At 64.2% G+C, this 24,502-nt stretch carries 20 protein-coding genes and 1 pseudogene; 9 read left to right on the top strand and 12 right to left on the bottom strand.

Features of this window, described 5'->3' with window-relative positions; all coding sequences use genetic code 11:
• Together LB532_RS09335 and LB532_RS09330 are read left to right on the top strand one after the other, a co-directional pair.
• A pseudogene (locus LB532_RS09335) lies at positions 1 to 3,540 on the top strand (kinesin); the annotation flags it as partial.
• A 96-nt stretch (positions 3,541 to 3,636) separates the two neighbouring features.
• Positions 3,637 to 4,251, top strand: coding sequence for a 3'-5' exonuclease (locus LB532_RS09330; protein ID WP_140638839.1), 615 nt, complete (start codon positions 3,637 to 3,639; stop codon positions 4,249 to 4,251).
• Positions 4,252 to 4,282: 31 nt separating this feature from the next.
• On the opposite strand, the gene LB532_RS09325 is transcribed toward LB532_RS09330, so the two are convergent.
• The 4 genes from LB532_RS09325 to LB532_RS09310 all read right to left on the bottom strand — a co-directional run bounded on the left by LB532_RS09325 (position 4,283) and on the right by LB532_RS09310 (position 8,372).
• On the bottom strand, positions 4,283 to 4,882 hold the full coding sequence (locus LB532_RS09325) for an ABC-type transport auxiliary lipoprotein family protein (protein WP_224518948.1): 600 nt from the start codon (positions 4,880 to 4,882) through the stop codon (positions 4,283 to 4,285).
• 94 nt (positions 4,883 to 4,976) lie between these two features.
• Positions 4,977 to 6,350 carry an MCE family protein gene (locus LB532_RS09320; RefSeq protein WP_140564477.1) on the bottom strand — a complete coding sequence of 458 codons (1,374 nt, stop codon included), beginning with the start codon at positions 6,348 to 6,350 and terminating at the stop codon, positions 4,977 to 4,979.
• A gap of 14 nt (positions 6,351 to 6,364) precedes the next feature.
• A complete protein-coding gene (locus LB532_RS09315; RefSeq protein ID WP_140638840.1) occupies positions 6,365 to 7,183 on the bottom strand; it encodes an ABC transporter ATP-binding protein in 819 nt (272 codons plus the stop codon).
• A gap of 1 nt (position 7,184) precedes the next feature.
• Complete coding sequence (locus tag LB532_RS09310) at positions 7,185 to 8,372, bottom strand: ABC transporter permease (RefSeq protein WP_140638841.1); 1,188 nt, start codon at positions 8,370 to 8,372, stop codon at positions 7,185 to 7,187.
• 77 nt (positions 8,373 to 8,449) lie between these two features.
• Between LB532_RS09310 and dgcA the strand changes: the two genes are divergently transcribed.
• Positions 8,450 to 9,433: an N-acetyl-D-Glu racemase DgcA gene (dgcA, locus tag LB532_RS09305; protein WP_140638842.1), complete on the top strand. Its 984-nt coding sequence runs from the start codon at positions 8,450 to 8,452 to the stop codon at positions 9,431 to 9,433.
• On the opposite strand, the gene LB532_RS09300 is transcribed toward dgcA, so the two are convergent.
• Both LB532_RS09300 and LB532_RS09295 read right to left on the bottom strand, forming a co-directional pair.
• Positions 9,404 to 10,618, bottom strand: a complete 1,215-nt coding sequence (locus LB532_RS09300) for an MFS transporter (protein ID WP_140638843.1) — start codon at positions 10,616 to 10,618, stop codon at positions 9,404 to 9,406. The two genes, dgcA and LB532_RS09300, sit on opposite strands and share 30 nt — an antisense overlap.
• A 129-nt stretch (positions 10,619 to 10,747) precedes the next feature.
• A complete protein-coding gene (locus tag LB532_RS09295; protein ID WP_181169328.1) occupies positions 10,748 to 11,530 on the bottom strand; it encodes a UDP-2,3-diacylglucosamine diphosphatase in 783 nt (260 codons plus the stop codon).
• 151 nt (positions 11,531 to 11,681) lie between these two features.
• On the opposite strand from LB532_RS09295, the gene LB532_RS09290 reads away from it, so the two are divergent.
• The 3 genes from LB532_RS09290 to LB532_RS09280 all read left to right on the top strand — a co-directional run bounded on the left by LB532_RS09290 (position 11,682) and on the right by LB532_RS09280 (position 16,223).
• Complete coding sequence (locus tag LB532_RS09290) at positions 11,682 to 12,461, top strand: SDR family oxidoreductase (RefSeq protein ID WP_140638845.1); 780 nt, start codon at positions 11,682 to 11,684, stop codon at positions 12,459 to 12,461.
• Between the two features lie 161 nt (positions 12,462 to 12,622).
• Complete coding sequence (locus LB532_RS09285) at positions 12,623 to 14,947, top strand: NADP-dependent malic enzyme (protein WP_140638846.1); 2,325 nt, start codon at positions 12,623 to 12,625, stop codon at positions 14,945 to 14,947.
• A gap of 79 nt (positions 14,948 to 15,026) precedes the next feature.
• Entirely contained in the window at positions 15,027 to 16,223 is a 1,197-nt protein-coding gene (locus LB532_RS09280; protein WP_140638847.1) for a DUF2865 domain-containing protein, read from the top strand.
• Here the strand turns inward: LB532_RS09280 and gltX are convergent.
• Together gltX and LB532_RS09270 are read right to left on the bottom strand one after the other, a co-directional pair.
• Complete coding sequence (gene gltX, locus LB532_RS09275; protein WP_140638848.1) at positions 16,141 to 17,514, bottom strand: glutamate--tRNA ligase; 1,374 nt, start codon at positions 17,512 to 17,514, stop codon at positions 16,141 to 16,143. The genes LB532_RS09280 and gltX overlap by 83 nt on opposite strands.
• A gap of 199 nt (positions 17,515 to 17,713) precedes the next feature.
• Positions 17,714 to 19,519: an ABC transporter ATP-binding protein gene (locus LB532_RS09270; protein WP_140638849.1), complete on the bottom strand. Its 1,806-nt coding sequence runs from the start codon at positions 19,517 to 19,519 to the stop codon at positions 17,714 to 17,716.
• Between LB532_RS09270 and LB532_RS09265 the strand changes: the two genes are divergently transcribed.
• Positions 19,416 to 19,868 carry a hypothetical protein gene (locus LB532_RS09265; RefSeq protein WP_181169335.1) on the top strand — a complete coding sequence of 151 codons (453 nt, stop codon included), beginning with the start codon at positions 19,416 to 19,418 and terminating at the stop codon, positions 19,866 to 19,868. The two genes, LB532_RS09270 and LB532_RS09265, sit on opposite strands and share 104 nt — an antisense overlap.
• Positions 19,869 to 19,895: 27 nt before the next feature.
• Here the strand turns inward: LB532_RS09265 and LB532_RS09260 are convergent, their stop codons facing one another.
• The 3 genes from LB532_RS09260 to LB532_RS09250 all read right to left on the bottom strand — a co-directional run bounded on the left by LB532_RS09260 (position 19,896) and on the right by LB532_RS09250 (position 22,812).
• Complete coding sequence (locus LB532_RS09260; RefSeq protein ID WP_140638850.1) at positions 19,896 to 20,309, bottom strand: GNAT family N-acetyltransferase; 414 nt, start codon at positions 20,307 to 20,309, stop codon at positions 19,896 to 19,898.
• 47 nt (positions 20,310 to 20,356) lie between these two features.
• A complete protein-coding gene (locus LB532_RS09255) occupies positions 20,357 to 22,033 on the bottom strand; it encodes an NAD+ synthase (RefSeq protein ID WP_140638851.1) in 1,677 nt (558 codons plus the stop codon).
• Positions 22,034 to 22,095: 62 nt separating this feature from the next.
• Positions 22,096 to 22,812 (bottom strand): DNA-3-methyladenine glycosylase I, encoded by a 717-nt coding sequence (locus tag LB532_RS09250; RefSeq protein WP_140638852.1) that lies wholly within the window; start codon positions 22,810 to 22,812, stop codon positions 22,096 to 22,098.
• A gap of 89 nt (positions 22,813 to 22,901) precedes the next feature.
• Between LB532_RS09250 and LB532_RS09245 the strand changes: the two genes are divergently transcribed.
• Both LB532_RS09245 and LB532_RS09240 read left to right on the top strand, forming a co-directional pair.
• Positions 22,902 to 23,462, top strand: coding sequence for a DUF1003 domain-containing protein (locus LB532_RS09245; protein WP_140548156.1), 561 nt, complete (start codon positions 22,902 to 22,904; stop codon positions 23,460 to 23,462).
• Positions 23,459 to 24,046 carry a DedA family protein gene (locus LB532_RS09240; RefSeq protein WP_140638853.1) on the top strand — a complete coding sequence of 196 codons (588 nt, stop codon included), beginning with the start codon at positions 23,459 to 23,461 and terminating at the stop codon, positions 24,044 to 24,046. The genes LB532_RS09245 and LB532_RS09240 overlap by 4 nt, the downstream gene beginning before the upstream one ends.
• A gap of 22 nt (positions 24,047 to 24,068) precedes the next feature.
• On the opposite strand, the gene LB532_RS09235 is transcribed toward LB532_RS09240, so the two are convergent.
• Complete coding sequence (locus tag LB532_RS09235; protein WP_140548152.1) at positions 24,069 to 24,428, bottom strand: diacylglycerol kinase; 360 nt, start codon at positions 24,426 to 24,428, stop codon at positions 24,069 to 24,071.
• Positions 24,429 to 24,502 lie beyond the last annotated feature (74 nt).

Below are 24,502 nucleotides of genomic sequence, written 5' to 3'. Positions count from 1 at the left end.
CTGGCCGAAAGCCGCTCGAGCATCGACGGCCTTGTCGCCGGCCAGGTCGAGAAGCTGGCCGAAGGCCGCGACATCCTGCGCCGTGCGCTGGAAGCCGATCTCAATACGATCAAGAGCACCGTCGCCGACCAGTCCCAGAAACTGGTCGAAGATCGGGGACAATTCGCCCGGGCGCTCGAAGCCGATCTCGAAAACGTCAACACTCTTGTCAACAGCCACTCCGAAAGGCTTGTCCAGGACCGTTCGGCGCTGTCGAAGGCACTCGAAGACGATCTCGAAAACGTCAACGGATTGGTCAACAGCCACTCCGAGCGGCTTGTCCAGGAGCGTTCGGTGCTGTCGAAGGCGCTCGAGGACGATCTCGCCAAGCTGGCCGAAAGCCGCTCGAGCATCGACGGCCTTGTCGCCGGCCAGGTCGAGAAGCTGGCCGAAGGCCGCGACATCCTCAAGCGCGCGCTGGAGGCCGATTTGCAGAAGCTGTCGGAGAGCCGTGGCGATCTCGACGGCATCATCGCCGGACATGTCGGCAAGCTGGCCGAAGGCCGCGACGTGCTCAGCCGCGCGCTGGAAGACGATCTCGGCAGGCTCGCCGAGACCCGCAAGGATATCGATCGTTCGCTGTCGGGTCACATCGACCAGATCGCGGCGAGGAGCACCGACATCTCCGCTGCGATCGCCGCCGACGTGGACAAGATCGAGCAGGCGTTCAGTCGCCAGACCGGCATCATCGAGGAGCGTGCGGGCACCATGGAGCGTGCGCTGTCGACAGGCGTCGACAATGTGCGCAACGTGCTCGAGAAGAGCGCCGTCTTCGTGGCCGGCGCCTTGCGCGAAAAGGTCCTGGAAGTCACCAGCGTCCTGCATGAGCAGGCGGGCCAAGCCTTCTCCGATGCGGATCGCAAGATTGCCGAGCGCGCCGAGCAGACCTCGGCCGCCCTGCTGGCTCGGGCCGAAGACATCGCCCGCACCTTCGAGGAGGCGGATCGCCGTCTCCACGCCCGTGCGGAAGACACGTCGAGCGCCTTGCTTGCCCGCGCGGACGATGCGTCCAGTTCCTTGCTGGCGCGAGCCCATGAAACCGCCGATCAACTTGCCGCCCGGGCAAGCGAAATCGCCGGCACGTTCGACGCGGCCGACCAGAAGCTGGCCGCCCGCGCCAAGGAAACCGCCGACCAGTTGGCGGCTCGGGTGAGCGAGATTGCCGGCACCTTCGACGCGGCCGACCAGAAGCTGGTTGCCCGGGCCGTCGAAACGGCACAGTCGCTGGCCGCGCGCGCCGGCGATATCCTGCGCAATTTCGAAGGCGCCGATCAGCGGCTCGGCATGCGCATCGGCGAATCGGCCGAAGCTCTTGCCGCGCGTGCAGCGGATCTCGGCCGCATCTTCGATGCCGCCGACCAGCACTTGGTCTCGCGCATCGCCGAAGGTTCGGAAGCGCTGTCAGGCCGCGCCTCCGAAATCGCCCGCATCTTCGACGATGCCGATCAACGTCTGGTGTCGCGCATCGCCACCAGCACCTCGACCATCGGCGAACATGCGCAGAGCATCGTTGGTGCCTTCACCAGCACAGAGCAGAGGGTCGCCGACCGTGCGCGCCAGACCGGCCAGGAACTGGCCGCGCATGCCCGTGAAATCGAGCAGGCGCTCGCCGGCGCCGACGAGCGGCTCGCATCCACCGCCGCAACGGCTGCTGCCCGCGTCGAAGAGCAGATCGCCAGCGTCGAGAACCGACTCGCCCATACCGCCGAGACGATGGGCCAGAAGCTTAACGAGCAGGTGTCAAGCGCCGAGGCGCAACTCGTGTCGCGCGCCAATGTCATCGCGGAGACCTTCACCGCGGTCGGCCAGCATATCGGCCAGAGCACCAACGACGCCGCCAAGACGATCGGCGCCAACACCCGCGAGCTCAACACTATGCTTGCGGCACGGTCGGCGGAGATGTCGAAGATCCTCGACGAGACCGCGCGGCCGCTGGTCGAGCGTTTCGCCCAAGGCGGCTCGGAACTGCAAAAGAGCATGGAAGAGGTCACCGAACGTGCCGCCGAGAAGCTGCGCAGCGAAAACGCAGCCCTCGTCAACGCGCTCGCCAGCCGCACCGCCGAGACCCTGTCCGCGGTCGAAGGTGCCCGCTCGTCGCTGTCCGACAGTGTCGCCGACCTGATCGGCCGCATGACCACGTCGAGCGCGCAGCTCGGTCAGCTGATCGAACAGGCCGCGCTCAATCTCGGCCAGGTCGACGAACGCCTGACCGGCAGCACGCAAAGCTTCGCGGCAACCACCGAGAAAGCGGCGCAGACCTTCGCCAGCTCGGCAAGGCTGGTCGATTCGAACACGACAAGGCTGACGGAACTGTCGTCGTCGACCTTGCGCGAAGTCGCGTCGATCGCCACCAAGTTCGATGAACACAGCCGCCTGCTCGCCGGTGCTTCGGACCTCCTGAGCTCGGCCCAGAGCAACCTCGAACACACGCTCGAAAGGCAGTCTTCGCTCGAGGATCTCGCCGTCGGCCTGGTCAAGAAGTCCGAAGACCTGGAAAAGGTCATGCGTTCGTTCGAGAATCTGGTCGGTCAGACGCTGCAGAACGCCGAAGGCAAGACGCTGGAATCGGCCGACAAGATCCGCAACGCCATCACCGACGTCGTCGATTCGGCCACCAAGCGCTTCGCCGACGCCACCGAGGAGATGCGGCGCACCGCGAGTTCGATCAAGAGCGAGCTCGACCTCACCCGCGCCGAGCTCAAGAAAGGCGTCATCGAGATGCCGGAAGAGGCCAAGGAATCGACCTCGGCCATCCGCCGCGCGGTTTCCGAGCAGATCAACGCCCTGAAGGAGCTTTCGGACATCGTTGCGAAGTCCGGCCGCAGTGGTGGAGAGCCCTCGGAATCGCGCAATTTGCGCCCGGCGCCGCAAGTCCCGGCCGCGCCGCGCGCGGCAGAGCCGCCGCGCCGCGCTCCCGCGCCACAGCCGGAACTTCGCGCGCCGCAGGCGCCGTCGGGCGGCACGGCGCTACGCGGCACACTTGACCTGGAGCGTCCAGCCGACACGGCGCCGCGCCCGCGTTCCGACGCCGGCGCCCGCACGCAACAGGGCGGCTGGGTGCGCGATCTCCTGAGCGGGGCGTCACGCGAGGACGAAGCCAAGCCGGCAACACCCGCCGACGCACCGCGCGCCGCCCCTGCCCAGCGCTCGCCGCTTCACGTCGTGGAATCGCTGAACTCGCTGTCCGTCGACATCGCACGGGCCATCGATCACGATGCGTCGATCGAATTGTGGAACCGGTACCGGCGCGGCGAGCGTGACGTGTTCACGCGGCGGCTCTATACGCTGAAGGGCCAGCAGACGTTCGACGAGATCCGTCGCAAGTACCAGACGGAGGCAGAGTTCCGCGCCGCCGTCGACCGCTATTGCGATGATTTCGAGAAGCTGCTGAAGGACGTGTCGCGCAACGACCGCGACAACATCATGGCGCAGACCTACCTGACATCGGATACAGGCAAGGTCTACACCATGCTGGCCCACGCCAGCGGCCGCCTGCACTAGCCAGCGGCAGACAGTCAATGAAAAAAGGCGGGGGACTTGTCTCCCGCCTTTTGGCTTGGAAGGGTGGACGTCGCATCCGGAACTGGATCCTGACCTGTGAAGACGGCGATCATATTCGACTGCGAGTTTCTTTGTCTTGAGGGCTCGCAACGTCGATTCTGGTGCGCGGCCCACGATCCGGATCCGGTCATCGCGCAGATCGGCGCGGTCAGGCTTGGGCTCGAAGACGACTTTCCTGTCCTGGGCACGCACAAGGCCTATGTCAGACCGATCGACCGGTTTGGCAGGAGATACGCGCTCGACCCTTTCTTCACCGAACTGACTGGCATCACAGAAGAAAAGCTGGAGATCGAGGGGATCGCGTTAGGAGAAGCCCTTGTTGATCTCGATCGTTTCTCGGGTGGGGCGCGATTCTGGTCCTGGGGCAAGGACGAACTGAACATGATGGGCATCAGCTGCTATATCGCAGGCATTCCTGCTCTCATCCCGGCGGTCCGTTTTGACAATGCCGTAAAGCTGCTGATCTCGGCCGGGATGCCGATCGAGGACCTGGCAAGGACGCCGAGCAACAAGCTTGCCGACTATTATGACGTTCAACACCCGCCATTGCAGGGACACGATGCGCTCGATGACGCGCTGTCCGTAGCCTACACCCTGCAGTACCTGATGAAGGCCGGAAAGCTGCGGCCGGACGCCTTCGACCGCTTGTAGCCTGGTGGCTGGCGCCGCCCGGGATCGCCGCTCAGATCGCCGAATCGGTCCAGCGCACGATCTGTTTGGCCGCGTCGCCGAAGGCAGCATCGAGCGCACCGACATAGCCTTGGTTGCCGCTGCCCGAGACGGGCGCGGTCGCCGTAAAGCTCTTGGACGCACGCACCTCGCCATTGCGGTCGTTGAGGATGCGCACGAACAGGTCGACTTCGGCATGATCGCCGCCGTCGACACGGACTTCGAACGAACGGATCTCGACGATGACCTGGTAGTCGATCGCCAGCCCCTCGCCCGGCTTGCCCACGCCGGCGAAGCTGCCAGAGCGCTGGAACGTCTCCGCCAGCCGTGCCTGCACGATCAGCGGCAGCCGGTCCGCCCATTGCGCGCCCTTGAGGTACTGGATCGAGCGTGGGGACGGTTTTATGACGATGTTCTGGCTGTCCAGCGCCTTGAGCGCGGACGGCTGGGCGATCAGGATCTGGCGGCGGCTGTGGCCATGCGCCTCGACCGACGGCGCCGACAGTTCGAACGTGTCAAGCGGCGCAGGCCCGCCGCCCGGCAGCGCGGCACAACCGGCAAGGGTCAAGGCAAGCAAGGCCACGCCCGATCTGAACACAATCGTCGACTTCACGCGCGATCCCTGCTGTCCCCGGCCTCACTATCCCTGGATTGTAAAAACAACCCGCGGATGCAGACACTGTTTCTGGGGCGAGCCGAGACCGAAGTCAACGCCGCGCCCTGCCATCATACTGCCGAACCTCGCCCTCGCCGCCCGACAGGATGCGCTGCGGATTGCGGCTGAGGTCGGTAACCGCCTCCTCGATGCGGCTGATCGAACGGCGGCTGTCCTGAACCAGCGCCTCGACATTCGAAAGGCCTTGGCCGGAAAACCGGGCTATATTGTCGGTGATGACGCCAAGCCGCGAATTCAGCGTATCGGCAACCTGCTTGAACGACCTCAGCGTGTCCCTGGCGTCGGCCATCACGCCGTCCGCCTGGCCCGAGCCGAGCAGCTTATCGACTTTGGCCAGGATGCCGTCGACGCGCACCGAGGCGTCGTTGAGCCGCTGCGCGAGCTGCCTCGCATCCTTGATCGTCTCGTCTATGTCGTCCGCCCTGTTCGCGAATTTGCCGGTCACCTCGGCAATGTCCGAGGCGGCCTTGTCGGCGCTTTCGCTTGCCTTCTGGATGTTGGCCAGCGCCGTGCGCACTTGCGCCGGATCGATGCCGTCGAGCACGCCGTCGACCTTGGCCAGCGTACCTTGCGTCTGCTTGGCGAAATCATTGACCGATCCCACGGCCGTATCGACGTTCCTGATCACCCCATCGAGCTGTTTGGACGTTTCCTTGAGGTTGCCGGTCACCGTATCGACATTGGCGACGATGCTCTTGATCTTGTCCTTGTCGACGGCATTGAGCAGCCCTTCGGCCGCCTTCAGCGTGCCGTCGAGCTTGCCCGAGACGCCCTTCAGCTCATCGGACAGCGCGCTGACCGCGGACAGGAACTTGTCGACGCCGTCGGAATTCCTGGCCAGCGCGTCGGAGAACGTCTGCACATTCTGCACGGTCTGCGTCAGCGGCCCGCGCACATCCTTGGTGAACCCCTCCAGCTGCGTCAGTACCGTGTCGGCGCGCGTGAAGATGTTCTGCGCCGTCTGCAAAAGATTGGTCACCGCCGAAGGGTTGGCCACGATCTCGGCGACCTTGCCTTCCTTCTCGGCCTGGTCGAGAAGTTTCACTTCCTTGGGGTCGGCGCCCTTGAGTTCGATATTGGCCTGTCCGGTCAGGCCCGCCAGGCCGATATCGGCCTGCGTCGATTTGGTGATCGGCGTCATGCGGTCGATCTCGGTATCGGCGATGGCGACCGTCGGATTGTCGACATCGATATAGACGCGCCTGACGTCGCCGACCTTGACGCCGTTGAACAGCACGAAGCTGCCGCGGCCAAGTCCGGAAGCCGAGCCAGGGATGCGCACGCGCAACAATGTGGTCTCGCCTTTGTCGCCGATCGCCGCCGTCCAATAGACGAAGCCGAACGCCGCCAGGATCGCCACCAGCGTGAAGATGCCGACAATAACGTAGTTGGCTCTGGTTTCCATTGCTTCACTTATGGCTATGCGCGCGCGGCAAGATCAAGTTGCCGGGCTCGTTTTCCGCGGAAATACGATTTTACCCACGGTTCTTCACTCTTCAGCATGTCGTCGATGGTGCCTTCGACCAGCACTTTCTTCTTGCCGAGCACGGCCACGCGGTCGCAAGCGGTAAAAAGCGTGTCTAGATCGTGGGTCACCATGTAGACGGTCAGGTCCATCGTATCGCGCAGCTTGACCACCAGCTCGTCGAATTCCGCCGCGCTGATCGGATCGAGACCCGACGTCGGCTCGTCGAGGAAGACGATGTCGGGATCGAGCGCCAGCGCGCGAGCCAGTGCCGCGCGCTTGATCATGCCGCCCGACAGCTCGGACGGGAATTTCTGCGCCGCGTCCGGCGGCAGCCCGACCAGTTCGACCTTGAGCATCGCCAGTTCGTCCATCAGCTTGCGCGGCAGGTCGAGATATTCGCGCATCGGCACCTGCACGTTTTCCAGCACCGTCAGCGCCGAGAACAGCGCGCCGTGCTGGAACAGCACCCCAAGACGCATGTCGATGCGCAGCCGTTCCGCATCGTCGGCCTTTTCGATATCGACGCCGAACAGCTTGATCGTGCCGGACTGCTTGCGCGTCAAACCAAGGATGGTGCGTAGCAGAACTGATTTGCCGGCGCCCGAAGCGCCGACGAAACCGAGGATCTCGCCGCGCCAGATATCGAGCGACAGTTTGTCGAGGATCAGGTTGTCGCCGAAGGAAACGGTGATGTCATGCGCCGAAAGCACGACCTCGCTGTCATCCGCGCCCTCCTTCGCCCTGGTCTCGATGCCGTTTCCCACCGCCATTTCAGAACTCGATCGCTGCATAGAACATGGCGAAAAGCCCGTCGAGGATGATGACGACGAAGATCGATTTCACCACCGAGGCGGTCACGTGCTGGCCGAGCGATTCGGCGCTGCCGCCGACCTTCATGCCCTCGACCGAGGCGATGGTGCCGATGATCATGGCCATGAACGGCGCCTTGATCAGGCCGGCGAAAATGGTGCTGAGGTCGATGGCGACGCGCAGCCGGTCGATGAAGGCGGCGGGTGCGATGTCGGAATAGAGCCAAGCCGCGAGGATACCGCCGCCGAGTGCGGCAAAATTAGCGATGATGGTCAAGCAAGGCAGGGCGATCACCAGCGCAACCAGGCGCGGAAAGACCAGCACGCCGATGGGGTTGAGCCCGATGACCTTCAGCGCATCCACTTCCTCGCGCATCTTCATCGAGCCGATTTCGGCAGTGATGGCGCTGCCCGAGCGGCCGGCGATCATGATTGCCGTCATCAGCACGCCGAGTTCGCGCAGGATCAGCACGCCGACGAGGTCGACGACGAAAATGTCGGCGCCGAAATAGCTGAGCTGGTAGGCGCCCTGCTGGGCAACGATGGCGCCGACGATCGCCGACATCAGCACCACCACCGGAATGGCTCCGACGCCCATGCGGTCGATCTGGTTGAAGATCGCCGCCGGATTGACGGCATGGCCGCGGCCGAGCTTCATCTGCGCGCCACGGATCGTGGCGCCCAGTATGTTCATCGAGGCGAGAAAATCGTCGCGCATTTCGTAGACGCGGCGCCCGACCGCCTCCAGCGCGCGAATGACGATGTTGGGCGGCCCGACCGGTCCCGATTCGGGCTCGCGCCGCACCGCGTCGCCGACCGCGCCGAGCAGGATCGAGGCAACGTCGCTCTGGCCCTGCAGCCTGACCTCGACACCCTTCTTCTCGAAAGCGCTGACCAGGCGGTCGATCAGCCAGGCACCGGCGGTGTCGATCTTCTCGATATGCGAAAGATCGAGCGCCAAGGTCTTGAAACCGCTTCGTTTCTCGATTTTGCGCATCTCTGCGTCGATCACGGCCACGGTGCGCGTCGTCCAGATTCCTGAGAAGGCGCACCCGAGAACGCCTGCTTCCTCACCGACCGCCACGCGCGGTTCGTGGTCAGCCTCCGAGGCGGTCTTGCCGCTTGCGTCGCGCTTGCCGATGGTCAACATGGCGTCCTGTTTAGCCTGACGGGTCCGGCCTTGTCGATTTGCCGACGACCCTTCTCGCACAGCCGGAGCAGAAAATTATGGCGCGTGTCATTTCGGTCGAGGCCGAGCGTTTTCCGATCGCCGGCACCTTCACCATCTCGCGTGGTTCGAAGACCGAAGCCGAAGTGATCACCTGTACGATCAGCGAAGGCGATTACACGGGCCGTGGCGAATGCGTGCCGTACAAACGCTATGGCGAAACCATGGATGGGGTTCGCGCCGCGATAGAGGCCATGCGCGGGCAAATCTCCGCCGGCATCGATCGGACCGCCCTGCTCGGCGCCATGCCGGCGGGCGCGGCGCGCAACGCCATCGATTGCGCTTTGTGGGACCTGGAAGCCAAGATCGGCGGCAAGGCGGTGGCGGACGTAGTCTGGCCGGCTCCTTTGCATCAGCTCGAGACGGCCTACACGCTGTCGCTGGGCGAACCCGAGGCGATGGCGGCGCAGGCCCGTGCCAATGCGGCGCGGCCGCTGCTCAAGGTCAAGATCGGCGGCGACAACGACATTGCCCGCATCCGCGCCGTCCGGCAGGCCGCGCCCGACAGCCGCATCATCCTCGACGCCAACGAGGGCTGGAACGACGACACCATCGCCGCGAACCTCGCCTTTGCCGCCGAGCAAGGCATCGCGCTTATCGAACAGCCGCTGCCGGCGGGCCATGACGGCATCCTGCGCCACATCGCCCATCCGGTGCCGATCTGCGCGGACGAGAGCGTGCATGAGGCGGGGGATCTGGCCGCGCTCGCCGGTCTCTACGATGCCGTCAACATCAAGCTCGACAAGTCGGGCGGGCTGACGGCGGCGCTCGTGCTGCGCGACCGCGCCCGTGAACTGGGCTTCGGTGTCATGGTCGGCTGCATGGTCGGCACGTCGCTGGCGATGGCGCCGGCGGTGCTGCTCGCCCAGGACGCCGACTTCGTCGACCTCGACGGACCGCTGCTGCTTGCGCGGGATCGTGTGCCCGGCCTCGCCTATGAGGGATCGCTGGTTTCACCGCCCGATCCGGCGCTTTGGGGCTGAGCGCGCCGCGAGCCCGATCAGCACCAGGCCGATGATCGCGATCGGGATCATGGCCAGGAAGCCGTCGACTCCGAAACGGTCGTAGAGCGGGCCGGAGGCGAGCGTCACGGCGGCCATGAAGAAGCCGTTGAAGAAATAGGCAATGCCTTGCGCGGCACCGGTGCGCTCTTCCGAGACCGTTTCGCCGATCATCTTCTGCAGGCCGATCAGCACCATGGCCACCGACACCGAATGCAGGGTCTGGACGCCGAAAAACCCGGCGACGCCGAGGCCAAGCGGCCAGATCAGCGGAAAGGCGATCCAGCGCACGACCGCGCCGACGCCGGCAATCACCATCACCCTGACGACCGACACGGAGGCGAATATGCGGTTGAAAAACACGAACATGCAGACTTCGGCCACCACGCCCCAGGCCCACAGAAGCCCGACGACGGTGTCGCCGATGCCGATCGACTTCCAGTAGATCGACACGAAGCCATAAAGGAAGGCGTGGCTGGCGGTGAGGATGCCGACGCCGAGGGTGAAATAGACGAAATAGGCATTGAAGAGACTTGGTGCCGAGTGCTGGATCTCCGCGGCCGAAAGCGGCGAGGCAAGGCGGGGCCGGCCAAGGCGCGGTGCCAGCAGCGCGGCAGCGAGCGCGGCACCCAGTGCCGCGAAAATGATCGCCGGAACGGCCTGCGCCCCAGCCGCGGTCAGGATGAAACCACCGGCCACGTTGGCGCAGAGATAGGAGATCGAACCCCACTTGCGCATGCTGGTGTAGTTGGAACCGAAGCGGCGCACGCCCGAAAGCGCGAGCGAATCGGCCATCGGCGAATGCGGCGTCCATACGATCGTCAGCGCCAGAGATACCGCAAGCACGACGGCGTAGGAGGCCGGCAGAAAATAGCCGGCGGAAATGATCATCGATGCCGCGACGAGCGCGATATAGACGTCGGCGCGGTCCCTCGCCCGGTCCGCGAGCGCGGTGAGCAGCGGCGTCGTCACGACGCGCAGGAACATCGGAGCCGCCAGGATGACGGCGATCTGCTCGGCGTGAAAACCTTTCGCCTGCAGCCACAGCGGGAAGTAGGGCAGATGCGTGCCCTGCGACACGAACAATGTCGCGAAAATCAGGCTCATGCGCAGTTCGAAATGGCGTGGTTTGACGAGCTGTTCGGGTGGAAGCGGCGGCAGCGGCATGAATCGATCCAATATCGCTGCCGTCCACGAACGGCGAGCAGTGTGGATTGACCCTTAACATGAGGAAAAACCGGACGAAACCGATTGGCCTGATCGATTAACACCGGAATCTGTGCCTGGCACCGGCAGTCAGGCGGCCTGCACCACCCGGTCCTCGATCAGCATCGGGATGAAGGGTTCGTCCGGCGCCTCGGGCAAGACATGCGCCCAGGTCAGGATTTCCATCCGGCCGTCGAAATGCTCGACCACCGCCGTGCAGCTTTCCACCCAGTCGCCGGTGTTGATGTACTGGACGTCGCCATAGCTTTCGATCGCGGCATGATGGATATGGCCGCAGATGACGCCGTCGACATGCGAGCGACGCGCCTCTTCGCTGAGTACCGTCTGGAACGAGCCTATGAAGTTCACCGCCTTCTTGACCTTGACCTTGGCCCAGGACGAAAACGACCAGTAAGGCAGGCCGAGCAACTGGCGCAGCCGGGTGATCACCCGGTTGACCTGCATGGCGGCGTCGTAGGCATGGTCGCCGAGATAGGCGAGCCAGCGCTGATTGTGCACGACCGTGTCGAACTGGTCGCCATGGATGACGAGCAGCCGCCTGCCGTCGGCGGTTTCGTGAATGGCGCGGTCGGCGACGACGATGCCGCCGAAATGCACGCCCTGGAACTGGCGGGCGAATTCGTCGTGATTGCCGGCGATGTAGGTGATGGTGGCGCCCTTGCGCGCCTTGCGCAGCAATTTCTGCACGACGTCATTGTGGCTCTGCGGCCAATGCCAGTTGCGCCTCAGGCGCCACCCATCGACGATATCGCCGACGAGATAAATGATGTCGGCATCGTGATGTCTAAGGAAATCGATCAGGAAATCGGCCTTTGCCGCCTTCGATCCGAGATGGACGTCGGAGATGAACATGCTGCGGAACGTGCGGGGCTCTTGGCCGGACATCGCGAATTCACCGTTGCTTTCGCCAGCCTATGCCCCGATTCATGCAACAATCGTATGACGGTTGCGGTTGGTCCAGCCCAAGAGCTAGCCTGCCGGGCGAATCACAGGAGAAATCGTCATGGATCTCGGTATCCGCGGAAAGAAGGCCATCGTCTGCGCTTCGAGCAAGGGGCTCGGAAAAGGCTGCGCCATGGCGCTGGCCGAGGCTGGTTGCGACGTCGTCGTCAACGGGCGCAACGCCGAACTGGTGGCCAAAACCGCTGCGGAGCTGCGTGAGCGTTACGGGGTAACTGTCACGGAAGTCGTCGGCGACGTTTCGAAGCCCGAGGTGCAGAAAGCGCTTCTCGCCGCCTGTCCCGAACCCGACATCCTCGTCAACAACAATGGCGGCCCGCCGTTCCGCGATTTCCGCGAACTCGATCGCGCCAAAATCCTCGAAGGCGTCACCCAGAACATGGTGACACCGATCGAGTTGGTGCAGGCCGTGATCGACGGCATGGCCGCGCGCGGTTTCGGCCGCATCGTCAACATCACTTCGCTCTCGGTCTATGTCCCCATTCCCGGCCTTGATCTGTCGTCCGGCGCGCGCGCCGGCCTGACCTCCTTTCTTGCCGGCGTGGCGCGCACGGTGGTCGACCGCAACGTGACCATCAACAGCCTGATGCCCGGCAAGCTGGATACCGACCGGCTGCGCGGTCCGCACGAGGCCGGCAGCGTTGAAGACTCGGCCGCGGCAGCCGCCCGCAAGGCGCGCATCAGTGCCGATGTGCCGGCCAAGCGGCTCGGCACGCCGGAGGAATTCGGCCAGATCTGTGCCTTCCTGTGCTCGGTCCATGCCGGCTACCTGACCGGCCAGAACATACCGGTGGACGGCGGCCTCTATGTCAGCGCCTTCTGAGACCCGGTAGCGCCGGCGCCGACGAAATTCCGCTCAAGCCGTTGAAATAGATCGCTTATCCCTGCTTCGTCGATGTGAATGGCGATTGCGTCATTTGGCGTCGCGAAAAACCTTGGACGCATGCTAAGAAGGCGGCACGCAGGATCGCAGGGAGGCCCGGAATGAACGGCGAGAGCAAGAAAACGGCACGTTCGGACCTCGACGAAGCCGCGCTCTACTTCCACAAGCACCCGACGCCGGGCAAGCTCGAAATCCAGGCCACCAAGCCGCTCGGCAACCAGCGCGACCTGGCGCTCGCCTATTCGCCGGGCGTGGCGGCCCCTTGCCTCGAAATCCGCGACGATCCGGCGACCGCGGCCGACTACACGGCGCGCGCCAATCTGGTCGGCGTCGTTTCCAACGGCTCGGCCGTGCTCGGCCTGGGCGATATCGGCCCTCTGGCTTCCAAGCCGGTCATGGAAGGCAAAGCGGTCCTGTTCAAGAAATTCGCCGGCATCGACGTCTTCGACATCGAGATCGACGCGCCCGAGATCGATCGCATGGTCGAAACGGTGGCGGCGCTGGAACCGACCTTCGGCGGCATCAACCTCGAGGACATCAAGGCGCCGGAATGCTTCGAGGTCGAAGAGCGACTGAAGGCCCGGATGAGCATACCGGTTTTCCATGACGACCAGCACGGCACCGCCATTATCGTCGCCGCCGCCGTGCTCAACGGCCTGGAATTCGCCGGCAAAACCATTGCCGACATCAAGATCGTCACTTCAGGCGCCGGCGCGGCGGCATTGGCCTGCCTCAATCTGCTGGTCTCGCTCGGCGCCAAAGTCGAGAACATCTGGGTCACCGACCGTTTCGGCGTCGCTTATAGGGGGCGCACGGATGAGATGGACCGCTGGAAAGATCCTTATGTGAAGGACACGGAGGCACGCACGCTGGCCGACGTCATATCGGGCGCAGACGTGTTCCTCGGACTTTCGGCCGCCGGCGTGCTGAAGCCGGAATTGCTCCAGCACATGGCGCCGAAGCCGTTGATCCTGGCGCTGGCCAATCCCAATCCGGAAATCATGCCGGAAGTGGCGCGGGCGGCGCGCCCCGACGCGATGATCTGCACGGGCCGGTCGGATTTTCCCAATCAGGTCAATAACGTACTGTGTTTTCCTTACATCTTCCGCGGCGCGCTGGACTGTGGCGCCAGCGCCATCAATGAGGAGATGAAGATGGCCGCGGTGCGGGCCATCGCCGCCCTCGCCCGCGAAGAACCTTCGGATGTCGCCGCGCGCGCCTATTCCGGCGAGACGCCGGTGTTCGGACCCGAATTCCTGATCCCCTCGCCCTTCGATCCGCGCCTCATCCTGCGCATCGCCCCGGCCGTCGCCAAGGCGGCCTGCGACACCGGTGTCGCGACAAGGCCGATCAGCGACTTCTCCGCCTATATCGACAAGCTCAACCGCTTCGTCTTCCGCTCCGGCCTGGTGATGAAGCCGGTGTTCTCCTCGGCCAAGGCGTCGAGCGCCAAGCGCGTCATCTACGCCGACGGCGAGGACGAGCGCGTGCTGCGCGCCGCGCAGGTGGTTTTGGAGGAAGGCATCGCCGAGCCGATCCTGATCGGCCGTCCGCACGTCATCGAGGTGCGCTTGAAGCGCTACGGACTGCGCATCAAGCCAGGCGTCGACTTCGGCCTGATCAACCCGGAGGACGATCCGCGCTACCGCCATTACGTCGACCTCCTGATCGAGCTGGCCGGCCGGCGCGGCGTGACAACGGAGGCTGCGCGCACCATGGTGCGCACCGACAACACCGTGATCGCGGCCCTCGCATTGAAGCGCGGCGACGCCGACGCCATGGTCTGCGGCCTCGAAGGGCGTTTCGAGCGGCACCTGCGCAACGTCACGCTGATCATCGGACCACGAACCGGCATCAAGGACCGGGATCTGTCGACGCTGTCCATGCTGATCTCGCAACGCGGCATCATCTTCCTGACCGACACTCATGTTTCCGTCGACCCCACGGCCGACGAGATCGCCGAAATGACCGTGCTGGCGGCCGAGGAGATCCAGCGCTTCGGCATCGAGCCCAAGGCGGCACTGCTGTCGCATTCGGATTTCGGCTCGCGCGATTCGCCGAGTGCGCTCAAGATGCGGCAGGCGGCGGCGATCCTGGCGCGCATCGCGCCAGAGCTGCAATGCGATGGCGAGATGCATGCCGATTCCGCGCTGTCGGAACATCTGCGCCAGCGTGTTTATCCGCATTCGCGCCTGAAGGGCGAAGCCAATCTCCTAGTATTCCCCAACCTCGATTCCGCCAACATCACGCTGACCGCGCTCAGGACCATGATGGATGCCCTGCATGTCGGCCCGATCCTGCTCGGCACCGACAAGCCGGCGCATATCCTGACGCCCTCGGTGACCTCGCGCGGCGTCGTCAACATGACAGCGCTGGCGGTGGTCGAGGCCGCCCACAAGGCGCAGGCAGTCGTCGATCTGGGCTGAACGCCGATTCGGGGGTAAACTGCGGTTTAACCACGAGCACGTAGCGTGCGGCGGAACAACCAAGCAGGGTTTCGGGCGGATGATGGGCGAAGGGTGGAAGCAGGCGCATCTTGCCGTGCTGCTTGGCCTGCTGCTTTCGGGCGCCGCCGTCTCCGAGCCGCAGGCTGCCTCGCGTGTCTGCCGCCAGCTCGAGGCCGATCTTGCCGCGACCTCGCGCGGCAGCGGCGGTCCGGCCCTGATCCGGAAATATGACGCCGCGATCGACCGACAACGCGAGCAGATTTCAAAGGCGCGCGGCCAGTCCAGCAGCGCCGGCTGCGGCTTCTCTCTGTTCAGCCGCAATGTCAGCCAATGCGCCGGGTTCAACGCCACCATCGATCGCATGAACGCCAATCTCGATAGCTTGCAGGCCAAGCGCGCCCGCCTCGCCGGCGGCGGATCGCGCCGCGATCGCGCACGCATCCTGGCCGCGCTCGACGCCAATGGCTGCCGCGGGGACGCGGGGGCGCCGCGCCGCGAACCCCTGCGCGAAGCGAAACGGGAACAAGGCAACGGCAATCTGTTCGATCAGCTGTTCGGCGGCGACACACACCGGCTCGACACGCTCGACCATGCTGACGATCCCGGTGAGGAGCGCAATGTCCGCCGCGTGCCGGGCCGGTCCGGCATACCGGACTTTCCAGGCGTCGGCGGCGAGTTCCGTACCACCTGCGTGCGCACCTGCGACGGCTACTTCTTCCCGATGTCGAATGCCGCCTCGGTCGGCGATTTCGAGCGCGACCAGAAGAACTGCGAATCGAGCTGTCCCGGCACCGAGATCCAGGTCTTCTATTCGCGCGGCATGGGCGACGATTCGGCCGACATGACATCGTCGGTCACCGGCCGGCCCTACAGCGAGCTGCCGACGGCCTATCTTTACAAGCAGCCCAACCTGTCGCGGCCGCCGGCCTGCGGCTGCAACGCCGCGCAGAACTTCCAGATCATCGGCGGCAATCCGCCAAGCCAGCAACAGTCGCAGCCGCAAACGGAGGGCGCCCCGTTCATTCCGGTGCCTGCCTCCAAACCCGATCCAGGTGCCGATCCCGAGACGCTGGCAAACGCCGCGGGCGGGCTGGACCGCGACGCCATCAAGCGGCTTGCGGTCAAACCGGTCACATCGCCGGTCTCGGTGTTGCCGCCGGAACAGCGGAAGGTCAGGGTCGTCGGGCCAACGTTCCTTCCCGACCCATCAGCGGCAATAGATCTGCAAGCTCCGGTCCCGAAGTCAGTCCGGTAAGGGCAAGCCTCAGCGGCATGAACAGCGCCTTGCCCTTGCGGCCGGTCGCTTCCCTGATCCTGGCCGTCCAGTCCTTCCAGACGGTCCCGCTCCAAGGCTCCTCGGGCAGCAGATCGATGGCCTGGTGAAGAAAATCTCGATCGGCGTCGGAAAATTCCGGCTTCTCCTGCGGCCCTTCGCGCAGGATGCGCCACCAGCCGACAGCATCGGCCAGCCTGTCGAGATTGCCGCGCACAGCCAGCCAGAACGGTTCCGCCTGCTCGCCCGATATGCCGAGCACCACCAGCCGATTCTGCGCTTCGGAGAAGGGCATTTGATGCAGCAGCGTCCGGTTGAGCACGAAAAGCTCGTCCGGATCGAATTTTGCCGCCGACTTCGAGGTCGCAGCCGGGTCGAAACGGCTGGCGAGTTCGGCCAGGTCATGCGCGGCGGCGACATTTTCCGACGTGCCGACCAGCACGGCCAGCGAAGCGACCGCCATCGGCTCGATGCCGTCCTCGCGCAGGCTTTCGATGGAGAGTGCGCCAGTGCGCTTCGACAGCCCCTCGCCCGACACCGTGGTCAGCAGATTGTGGTGGCCGAATTCCGGCGGCTCGACACCCAGCGCCCGGAACAGCGCGATCTGCACGCCGGTGTTGGTGACGTGGTCGTCGCCGCGGATGATATGGCTGACGCCCATCTCGATATCGTCGACGACGGATGGCAGCGTATAGAGATAGGTGCCGTCCTCGCGCACCAGCACCGGGTCCGACAGCGAGGCGAGATCGACGGTTTCCTGCCCGCGCACCAGGTCGTTCCAATGGATTTCGGTGCGCTCCGGCTGCTGCGGATCGCCGGTGAAATTGGGCAGCAGGAAACGCCAGTGCGGCCGGCGGCCATCGGCCTGATATTCGGCGATCTGTTCCGACGTCAGCGTCAGCGCCTCGCGGCCATAGACCGGCGGCAGGCCGCGCGTGCGGCGCACCTTGCGCCTGAGGTCGAGCTCCTCCGGTGTTTCATAGCAGGCATAGAGAACGCCCGCCGCCTTCAGCCGCTCGACCGCCGCGTCATAGATATCGAAGCGACGCGACTGGTATTCGGTGGTGTCGGGAAAGATGCCAAGCCAATGCAGGTCGTAAAGGATGGCGTCGGAAAATTCCTGCTTCGAGCGCGCGACATCGGTGTCGTCGAAGCGCTGGATGAAGCGCCCCTTATGGTTCATGGCGAACAGCCAGTTGAACAGGGCGGTGCGCGCATTGCCGATATGGATGCGGCCTGTCGGTGAAGGAGCGAAACGAACGGTAACTGTCATGAGCGGGGCGTACCGGATGCTTTTGTAATTGACAAGACGCGTCCCCGTGCCGTGCCGCAGACATAGAACATGGCGCAAGCAATGAAAAGACTTGGCGGACGCGGCTCCGCCAGCGATCGCATGTCCCGCACCGCCCGCCCGTCAGGCCGCCGGCGCCTGACGGGATGGCCTCCGGGCCAGAGCCGGAGGCCATCCCCGATCAGGTGACAAGTCCCTTGGTCAATTCGAGCGCCTGACGCTCGAACAGGCGGCGGTAGATGCCGCCCGGCAGCCGGATCAGCGCGTCATGCGAGCCTTCCTCGGCGATCTTGCCGCGATCGAAGACCAACAGCCTGTCGAGCGCCCGCACCGTCGAAAGCCGGTGCGCGATGACCAGCGTGGTGCGGCCGACCATCAGCCGCTCCATCGCCTGCTGGATCAGCACCTCCGATTCCGAATCGAGGCTCGACGTCGCTTCGTCCAGGATCAGGATGCGCGCATCGGCGAGGAACGCACGTGCGATCGCCACGCGCTGGCGCTCACCGCCCGACAGTTTCACGCCGCGCTCGCCGACGAGCGTGCCGTAGCCCTTCGGCAGGTTGACGATGAAGTCGTGCGCGCTCGCCAGCTTCGCGGCGTGCTCGATCTCGGCCTGCGTGGCGCCGGGCCGGGCATAGGCGATGTTTTCGGCCAGCGAGCGGTGGAACAGGATCGGCTCCTGCTGCACGATGGCGATCTGCGCACGCAGCGACGCCTGCGCCACCTCGGAAATGTCCTGGCCGTCGATCAGGATCCGGCCGGCGTTTACGTCATAGAGCCTCTGGATCAGCTTGACGAAAGTCGTCTTGCCCGACCCGGAATGGCCGACCAGCCCGACCCGCTCGCCCGGCGCGATATCGACCGAGAAATCGCGATAGAGCGGCGAACGGTGACTGCCGTAATGGAAGGTAACGTCGTCGAAGGCGATGCCCCCTTGCGTGATACGGATCGGCCCGGCGCCGGGCCGGTCCTCGATGCCAAGCGGTTCGGACTGGAAATCGACCAGTTCTTCCATGTCGTTGATCGAGCGCTGCAGGTTGCGGATATGCGTTCCGATATCCCTGAGATAGCCTTGCAGGACGAAGAAAGAAGTCAGCACGAAGGCGACGTCGCCGGCGGTTGCCTGTCCCCACGACCACAGCATCAGCGCCAGCCCGATGACCGCCGCTCTCATCACCAGCAGCAGCGCCCCTTGCGTGGTTCCGTTGATGGTGCCGCGAACCCAGGTGCGCCGCGTGCGGGCACGCCATTTGGCGACGACCTTGGCAAGCCGGTTCTCCTCGCGCTCCTCGGCGCCAAACCCTTTGACCACGGCGTTGCAGCTCACCGCGTCGGCCAGCGAGCCGCCAAGGCGTGTGTCCCAGGTGTTGGCGAGCCTGGCCGCCGGCGCGACATAGCCCAGCGACAGCATCGCCGTGACGGCGATGAACAGCACCGAGCCGGCGGCGACAACCGCTCCCATCAGCGGCCAGAACCAGCCCAGCAGCAGCGTCGAGCCGACCAGCATGACGACGGACGGCAGCAGCGCAATCAGGATCGTGTCGTTGAGCAGGTCCAACGCCCACATGCCGCGGGTCACCTTGCGCACGGTCGAACCGGCGAAGCTGTTGGCATGCCAGTCGGTGGAAAAGCGCTGGACACGATGAAAGGCGTCGGCGGCGATGTCGGCCATCATCTTCAGCGTCAGTTCGACGATACCCATGAAGGCCAAATTGCGCAGGACAACACCTGCCAGCGCCAACGCCATCAGCATGGAAAACGCGGTTATCGCGGCATTCCAGGCGATCTCGTCGGCGCCGGCGCTGCTGGCGACGGCATCGACCAGCCGGCCGGAATAGAGCGGCGTCAGCACATCGGCCAGCGTCGACAGCAGGAAACCAGCCATGATCAGCGAAAGCCGCCAGGGCTGGCGCCGCCAATGGGTGAAAGTAAAGCCAAGAACGCTGCGAAAGGCGCTCGCGCGCAAATCGATTCGAAAACGAGCCATGATGTCATTCGGGCGCAAAAAGCCCGATCCCGGTAAGGTCGAAAATGAAAAAACCGCGCAAGGGGCTCAATGCCCGGGAATGCGGAGGTTCGGTTATGAATGGCCGCTTGCCCGAAGGCGGCGACCGGCATCGGCAAAGGCCTGTTCTCGATCCGGCTTCGTTCCGAGGGTGAAAACCCTGCGGCGCGCCGGTCGGGACCTAGGCTTCGCGGCCTCGCATAACGATGTCAAATCCTGGCATTCGGTCCTCCCTAAAGGGAATCGCGGAGAGGCCCTTATAGAGATGCCTCATCGCATCGCCAAGGCTGGCGGTCACCAAAAACGCCATCTGGTCCAAGCACTGGGATAAATTTGCAACAACGGCAATGGCGCTTGGTCAGGGGATTGGCTTACGATCGAGGCGCATGTACCGGCCGTCGGTCGACGGCTTGAATCCCAGTCTTTCATAAACCCCATGCGCGTCGTTGGTCGACAGGCTCCAGTGCGAAACGCTACCGAGCTCGGGGTGATCGATCAGCGCCTGCACCAGCCGCGAGCCGATGCCCTGCCCGCGATGCTGCGGCCAGACGATGATATCGGCCAGATAGGCAAACACCGTGCGGTCGGTGATTGCCCTGCCGAATCCCACCTGGCTGCCGTCGATATAAGCCGCGGCGCAGAGCGAATTGGCAAAGGCGCGGCGGTGCGTTTCGTCGCTGCGCCCGCCGCCCCAATAGCTTGCCATCAACAGGTCGGATGTCGCCCTGAAGTCGATCCGTGACAGGTCGAAGCTGATTTCACACTCAGGCATCGCTACCCTCGCCTGCGGCATGACAAGACCTTTCGGCGGAACCGTGTCTAGCCGCGATCCCGGAACCGGTTGGTGATGGGATAGCGGCGGTCGCGGCCGAAATTCTTCCTGGTGATCTTCACACCGGGGGCCGCCTGCCGGCGCTTGTATTCGGCGACGTAGAGCAGGTGCTCGATGCGCGTCACCGTCGCCCGGTCATGGCCGCGCGCGACGATGTCGTCGACGCCCATCTCGTTCTCGACCAGGCATTCGAGGATGTCGTCCAGCACCGGATAGGGCGGCAGCGAATCCTGATCGGTCTGGTTCTCCCGCAGTTCCGCCGAAGGCGCCTTGTCGATGATGTTCTTCGGGATCACCTCGCCCGACGGTCCGAGCGCGCCCGGCGGCACATGGCTGTTGCGCCAGCGCGACAGCGCGTAGACCTGCATCTTGTACAGGTCCTTGATCGGATTGAAGCCGCCGTTCATGTCGCCGTAGAGCGTGGCATAGCCGACCGACATCTCGCTCTTGTTGCCTGTCGTAACCACCATCGAGCCGAATTTGTTGGAAATCGCCATCAGGATGGTGCCGCGGGCGCGGCTCTGCAAATTCTCCTCGGTAATGCCTTCCTTGGTGCCCTCGAAAAGCTGCGTCAGCGCATGAAGGAAACCTTCGACCGGCTCGAAGATCGGCACTATGTCATAACGGCAGCCGAGTGCGCGGGCACAGTCTTCAGCGTCCTTGAGCGAATCGTTCGACGTATAGCGGTAAGGCATCATCACCGCGCGCAGCCGCTCCTCGCCCAGCGCGTCGACGGCAAGGGCCGCGCAGATGGCCGAATCGATGCCGCCCGACAGGCCGAGCACGACGTTCTTGAACCCGTTCTTGTTGACGTAGTCGCGCAAGCCCAGCATGCAGGCGCGGTAATCGGCCTCCTCCCGTTCGGGGATCTTCGACATCGGTCCTTCCGAACAGACCCAGTCTTCGCCCTGTCTCCTCCAGGTGGTGATGTCGACCGCCTCCTCGAACTGGCTCATCTGGAAGGCGAGCCGCTTGTCGGCACCTATGGCAAACGACGCGCCGTCGAAGATCAGCTCGTCCTGGCCGCCGAGCTGGTTTGCATAGATCATCGGCAGCCCGCATTCGATAACCTGGCGGATGACGACCTGGTGGCGCACATCGATCTTGGCGCGGTAATAGGGCGAGCCGTTCGGCACAAGCAGGATTTCCGCGCCGCTCTCGGCCAGCGTCTCGCAGACGCCGACCTCGCCCCAGATGTCCTCGCAGATCGGGATTCCCAGACGCACGCCGCGGAAATTGACGGGCCCCTGGATCTCCGGTCCGGCCTGGAAGACGCGCTTCTCGTCGAACTCGCCATAGTTCGGCAGATCGAGCTTATAGCGCTCGGCGATGATCTTGCCGCCATCGGCGAAGACGATCGAATTGTGGGTGCCCGTCTTGCGCTTCAGCGGCGTGCCGATAATGATGCCGGGACCGCCATCGGCGGTGTCGGCGGCGATCTCCTGCGCCGCCCGCTCGCAGGCCTTCAGGAAGGCCGGCTTCAGCACCAGATCCTCCGGCGGATAGCCGGCGAGGAAAAGCTCGGTGTAGAGCACGAGGTCGGCGCCTTGACGCGCGGCATCCGCCCTCGCCTCGCGGGCCTTGGCGAGATTGCCGGCGACGTCGCCGACTGTCGGATTGAGCTGGGCAACGGCGATGCGCAGTATGTCGGGCTTCTTGGTCATGCTGCTGACTTAGCGCGGCAAAATTCGCCCCGCAATGGCGTTTGCTTGGGCCAATTTCGGTATCAGTCGTCGCCCATATAGTCGCGCAGCGCTTGAGGCGAATGGTTCTCGCCGATTGACATCGCCAGAATGCGCGAAATGTGCCGGCGCGGCAGACCGGTATCCGCAACCCATCGGTTGACCTGGGCCTGGATCTTGTCGAGATCCTTCTTCGACGTCGGGCTTTCGGCGATATCGAGCCCGGCGTCGCGAAGGGCGGCCGCCATGTCGGCCGAAATGACGAAGGCGTCCCAACCCAGCCAGCGCATGAAATACTGGCCGGTATTGCCGCCGAGCCGGCTGCCATGCTTGCCGAGATAGGCCATCAGCCCGACCTGGTCGTCGGCGGGCCACTCGGCGAGGAATGTGCCGAAGCCGCCATGCTCTTTCGACACGCGCTCGACGAAGGCAGCGTTGTCGCGAACGGATTTGATCTTCTGCGGATTGCGCACGATGCGCTGGTCGGACGCCAGTTCGTGCCAGAAATCGTCAGGCTGGAACAGCAACCGCTTGGGCTCGAAGCGCAGGAACGCCTCTTCGAATCCGGGCCATTTCTGCTCGATGACGCGCCAGACGAAACCGGCGGCGAAGACGCGCTCGGCCATCGCCGACAGAATACGGTCATCCCCGATATCGGCCACGGCGGCGTTGTCGGGAATCGGCCCGAGCAGCGAGACCAGCTCCTCCTCGCCGCCCTTGCGCTTTGCGGCGCGAGCGCGAATTTTCTTGAAGTCGGCCATAAGTCCCTCCGGTTCCCATCAAATCTAGCACTTCCCGCGCGGGCCGGCAGCCTCTACCTCTATCGCCAGCCAAGCCCTTGGAGACGGCCATGAACAAGACGATCGACGATCTAGCGAACCGCTGGCTGAGACGAAAGCCGGACGGTCTCAGCGCCCTGGAGAATCGGGTGCTGCAGTCGACGCTTGAGCGCACCACAATCTCGAGGGACACCAACAAGGCCGTCGCCTTCCATCAGACCTTTGGCGACCGCCTTGCCGATACCATCGCCCGCATCGGCGGTTCCTGGACCTTCATCCTCGGTTTCATTGCCTTCCTGATCGTCTGGACATCAGGTAATGCCTGGCTTCTGACGCGCGACGCCTTCGATCCCTACCCCTTCATCTTCCTCAATCTCGTCCTGTCCATGGTCGCGGCGCTGCAGGCGCCGGTGATCATGATGGCGCAGAACCGCCAGACCGAGCGCGACCGCATCGATGCTGCCCACGACTACGAGGTCAATCTGAAGGCCGAGATCGAGATCATGGCGCTGCACGAAAAGCTGGACGAAATGCGCCACGGCCAGATTATAGGCATGCGCGACGAAATCGTGCGGTTGGCCGAGCTGGTCAAGCGGATCGACGACAGGCTGTCGCAGCAATCGCCGTCATGAGCGACGCGATCCATCATTTCATCGAACAATACGGGCTGATCGCCGTTTTTCTGGGCTGTGTCGCCGAGGGCGAGAGTGCCGCCATACTCGGCGGCTTCTTCGCCCATCAGCATATCTTCGTCCTCTGGCAGACTATCGTCGTGGCAGCGCTTGGGGCCTTCGCCGGCGACACCTGCTTCTTTATCCTGGGGAGAAGTTTCGCGGACCATCGCTATGTCGTCGGGTTGCGCAAGCGGCCCGGCTTCCGCCGCGCCTATCGTCTGCTCAACACCCATCCCAACATCTTCGTGCTGTCGAACCGCTACGTCTATGGCATGCGCCTGGTCGGTGGTATCGCGGCCGGCCTGTCGAACATCGCAGCACCCCGCTTCATCGTCTTGAACGCCATTTCCTCGGCGGTCTGGGCGGTGTTGTTCAGCACCATCGGCTATGTCTTCGGGTTGGGCGCCGAGCATTTCATCGGCCAGGCGCTGCTTCGCCATGAGCGGATATTGGTGGGCCTAGCTATCGGCCTGGCCGTGGCCGTACTCGCCTGGCTCATCGCCCGCCATTTCGCCCGAAAGGAACGCGCCAGGGAAAACTGACCGCCGGCCGGCGGTCGAAAGCTCAGATCGGCAGCCCGACGATACGCTCGATGATCGCGATGCCCCAAACGCCGGCGACGATCGCCACGGAGATCAGTACCGCCAGCGAACCGCAGTCTTTGGCCAGCTGAATGTCGACATTGAATTCGCGGCTGAAGGCATCGCAGGCCGCTTCGATGCCCGTGTTCAGCACCTCGACCATGATCAACAGCAGCACCGCTCCGATCAGCAGCGCGTAGCCGCGCCACGACACCGAAACGAACCAGCCGAGCGGAAAGGCAAGGGCGAGCAGCGCCAGCTCCTGCTGGAAGGCTTTTTCAGTTGCAGCCAGCTTGCGGAACGCCCGCAGCGAGTTGAAATAAGCGTCGATCAGCCGCTGCATGCCAAACCCCTTTGCGAATCACCGGCACGGGATAAAGCAATGGCCCGATCAATGGAATAAGCTGGCTCACCCAA

It is taken from the genome of Mesorhizobium sp. ESP-6-2 (genome assembly GCF_020164675.1).
GTDB lineage: Bacteria > Pseudomonadota > Alphaproteobacteria > Rhizobiales > Rhizobiaceae > Mesorhizobium.
The sequence above is the reverse complement of the archived record's forward strand: the minus strand, read 5'-3'. Positions and strand labels throughout refer to the sequence as shown.

What these genes read in the sequence shown, in the direction of transcription:
- LB532_RS09320 (WP_140564477.1), bottom strand. Translation starts at nt 6,350, where the DNA reads ATGGAAACCAGAGCCAACTACGTTATTGTCGGCATCTTCACGCTGGTG.
- LB532_RS09315 (WP_140638840.1), bottom strand. Translation starts at nt 7,183, where the DNA reads ATGGCGGTGGGAAACGGCATCGAGACCAGGGCGAAGGAGGGCGCGGAT.
- LB532_RS09310 (WP_140638841.1), bottom strand. Translation starts at nt 8,372, where the DNA reads ATGTTGACCATCGGCAAGCGCGACGCAAGCGGCAAGACCGCCTCGGAG.
- dgcA (WP_140638842.1), top strand. Translation starts at nt 8,450, where the DNA reads ATGGCGCGTGTCATTTCGGTCGAGGCCGAGCGTTTTCCGATCGCCGGC.
- LB532_RS09300 (WP_140638843.1), bottom strand. Translation starts at nt 10,618, where the DNA reads ATGCCGCTGCCGCCGCTTCCACCCGAACAGCTCGTCAAACCACGCCAT.
- LB532_RS09295 (WP_181169328.1), bottom strand. Translation starts at nt 11,530, where the DNA reads ATGTTCATCTCCGACGTCCATCTCGGATCGAAGGCGGCAAAGGCCGAT.
- LB532_RS09290 (WP_140638845.1), top strand. Translation starts at nt 11,682, where the DNA reads ATGGATCTCGGTATCCGCGGAAAGAAGGCCATCGTCTGCGCTTCGAGC.
- LB532_RS09285 (WP_140638846.1), top strand. Translation starts at nt 12,623, where the DNA reads ATGAACGGCGAGAGCAAGAAAACGGCACGTTCGGACCTCGACGAAGCC.
- LB532_RS09280 (WP_140638847.1), top strand. Translation starts at nt 15,027, where the DNA reads ATGATGGGCGAAGGGTGGAAGCAGGCGCATCTTGCCGTGCTGCTTGGC.
- gltX (WP_140638848.1), bottom strand. Translation starts at nt 17,514, where the DNA reads ATGACAGTTACCGTTCGTTTCGCTCCTTCACCGACAGGCCGCATCCAT.
- LB532_RS09265 (WP_181169335.1), top strand. Translation starts at nt 19,416, where the DNA reads ATGATCAGCGAAAGCCGCCAGGGCTGGCGCCGCCAATGGGTGAAAGTA.
- LB532_RS09270 (WP_140638849.1), bottom strand. Translation starts at nt 19,519, where the DNA reads ATGGCTCGTTTTCGAATCGATTTGCGCGCGAGCGCCTTTCGCAGCGTT.
- LB532_RS09260 (WP_140638850.1), bottom strand. Translation starts at nt 20,309, where the DNA reads ATGCCTGAGTGTGAAATCAGCTTCGACCTGTCACGGATCGACTTCAGG.
- LB532_RS09255 (WP_140638851.1), bottom strand. Translation starts at nt 22,033, where the DNA reads ATGACCAAGAAGCCCGACATACTGCGCATCGCCGTTGCCCAGCTCAAT.
- LB532_RS09250 (WP_140638852.1), bottom strand. Translation starts at nt 22,812, where the DNA reads ATGGCCGACTTCAAGAAAATTCGCGCTCGCGCCGCAAAGCGCAAGGGC.
- LB532_RS09245 (WP_140548156.1), top strand. Translation starts at nt 22,902, where the DNA reads ATGAACAAGACGATCGACGATCTAGCGAACCGCTGGCTGAGACGAAAG.
- LB532_RS09240 (WP_140638853.1), top strand. Translation starts at nt 23,459, where the DNA reads ATGAGCGACGCGATCCATCATTTCATCGAACAATACGGGCTGATCGCC.
- LB532_RS09235 (WP_140548152.1), bottom strand. Translation starts at nt 24,428, where the DNA reads ATGCAGCGGCTGATCGACGCTTATTTCAACTCGCTGCGGGCGTTCCGC.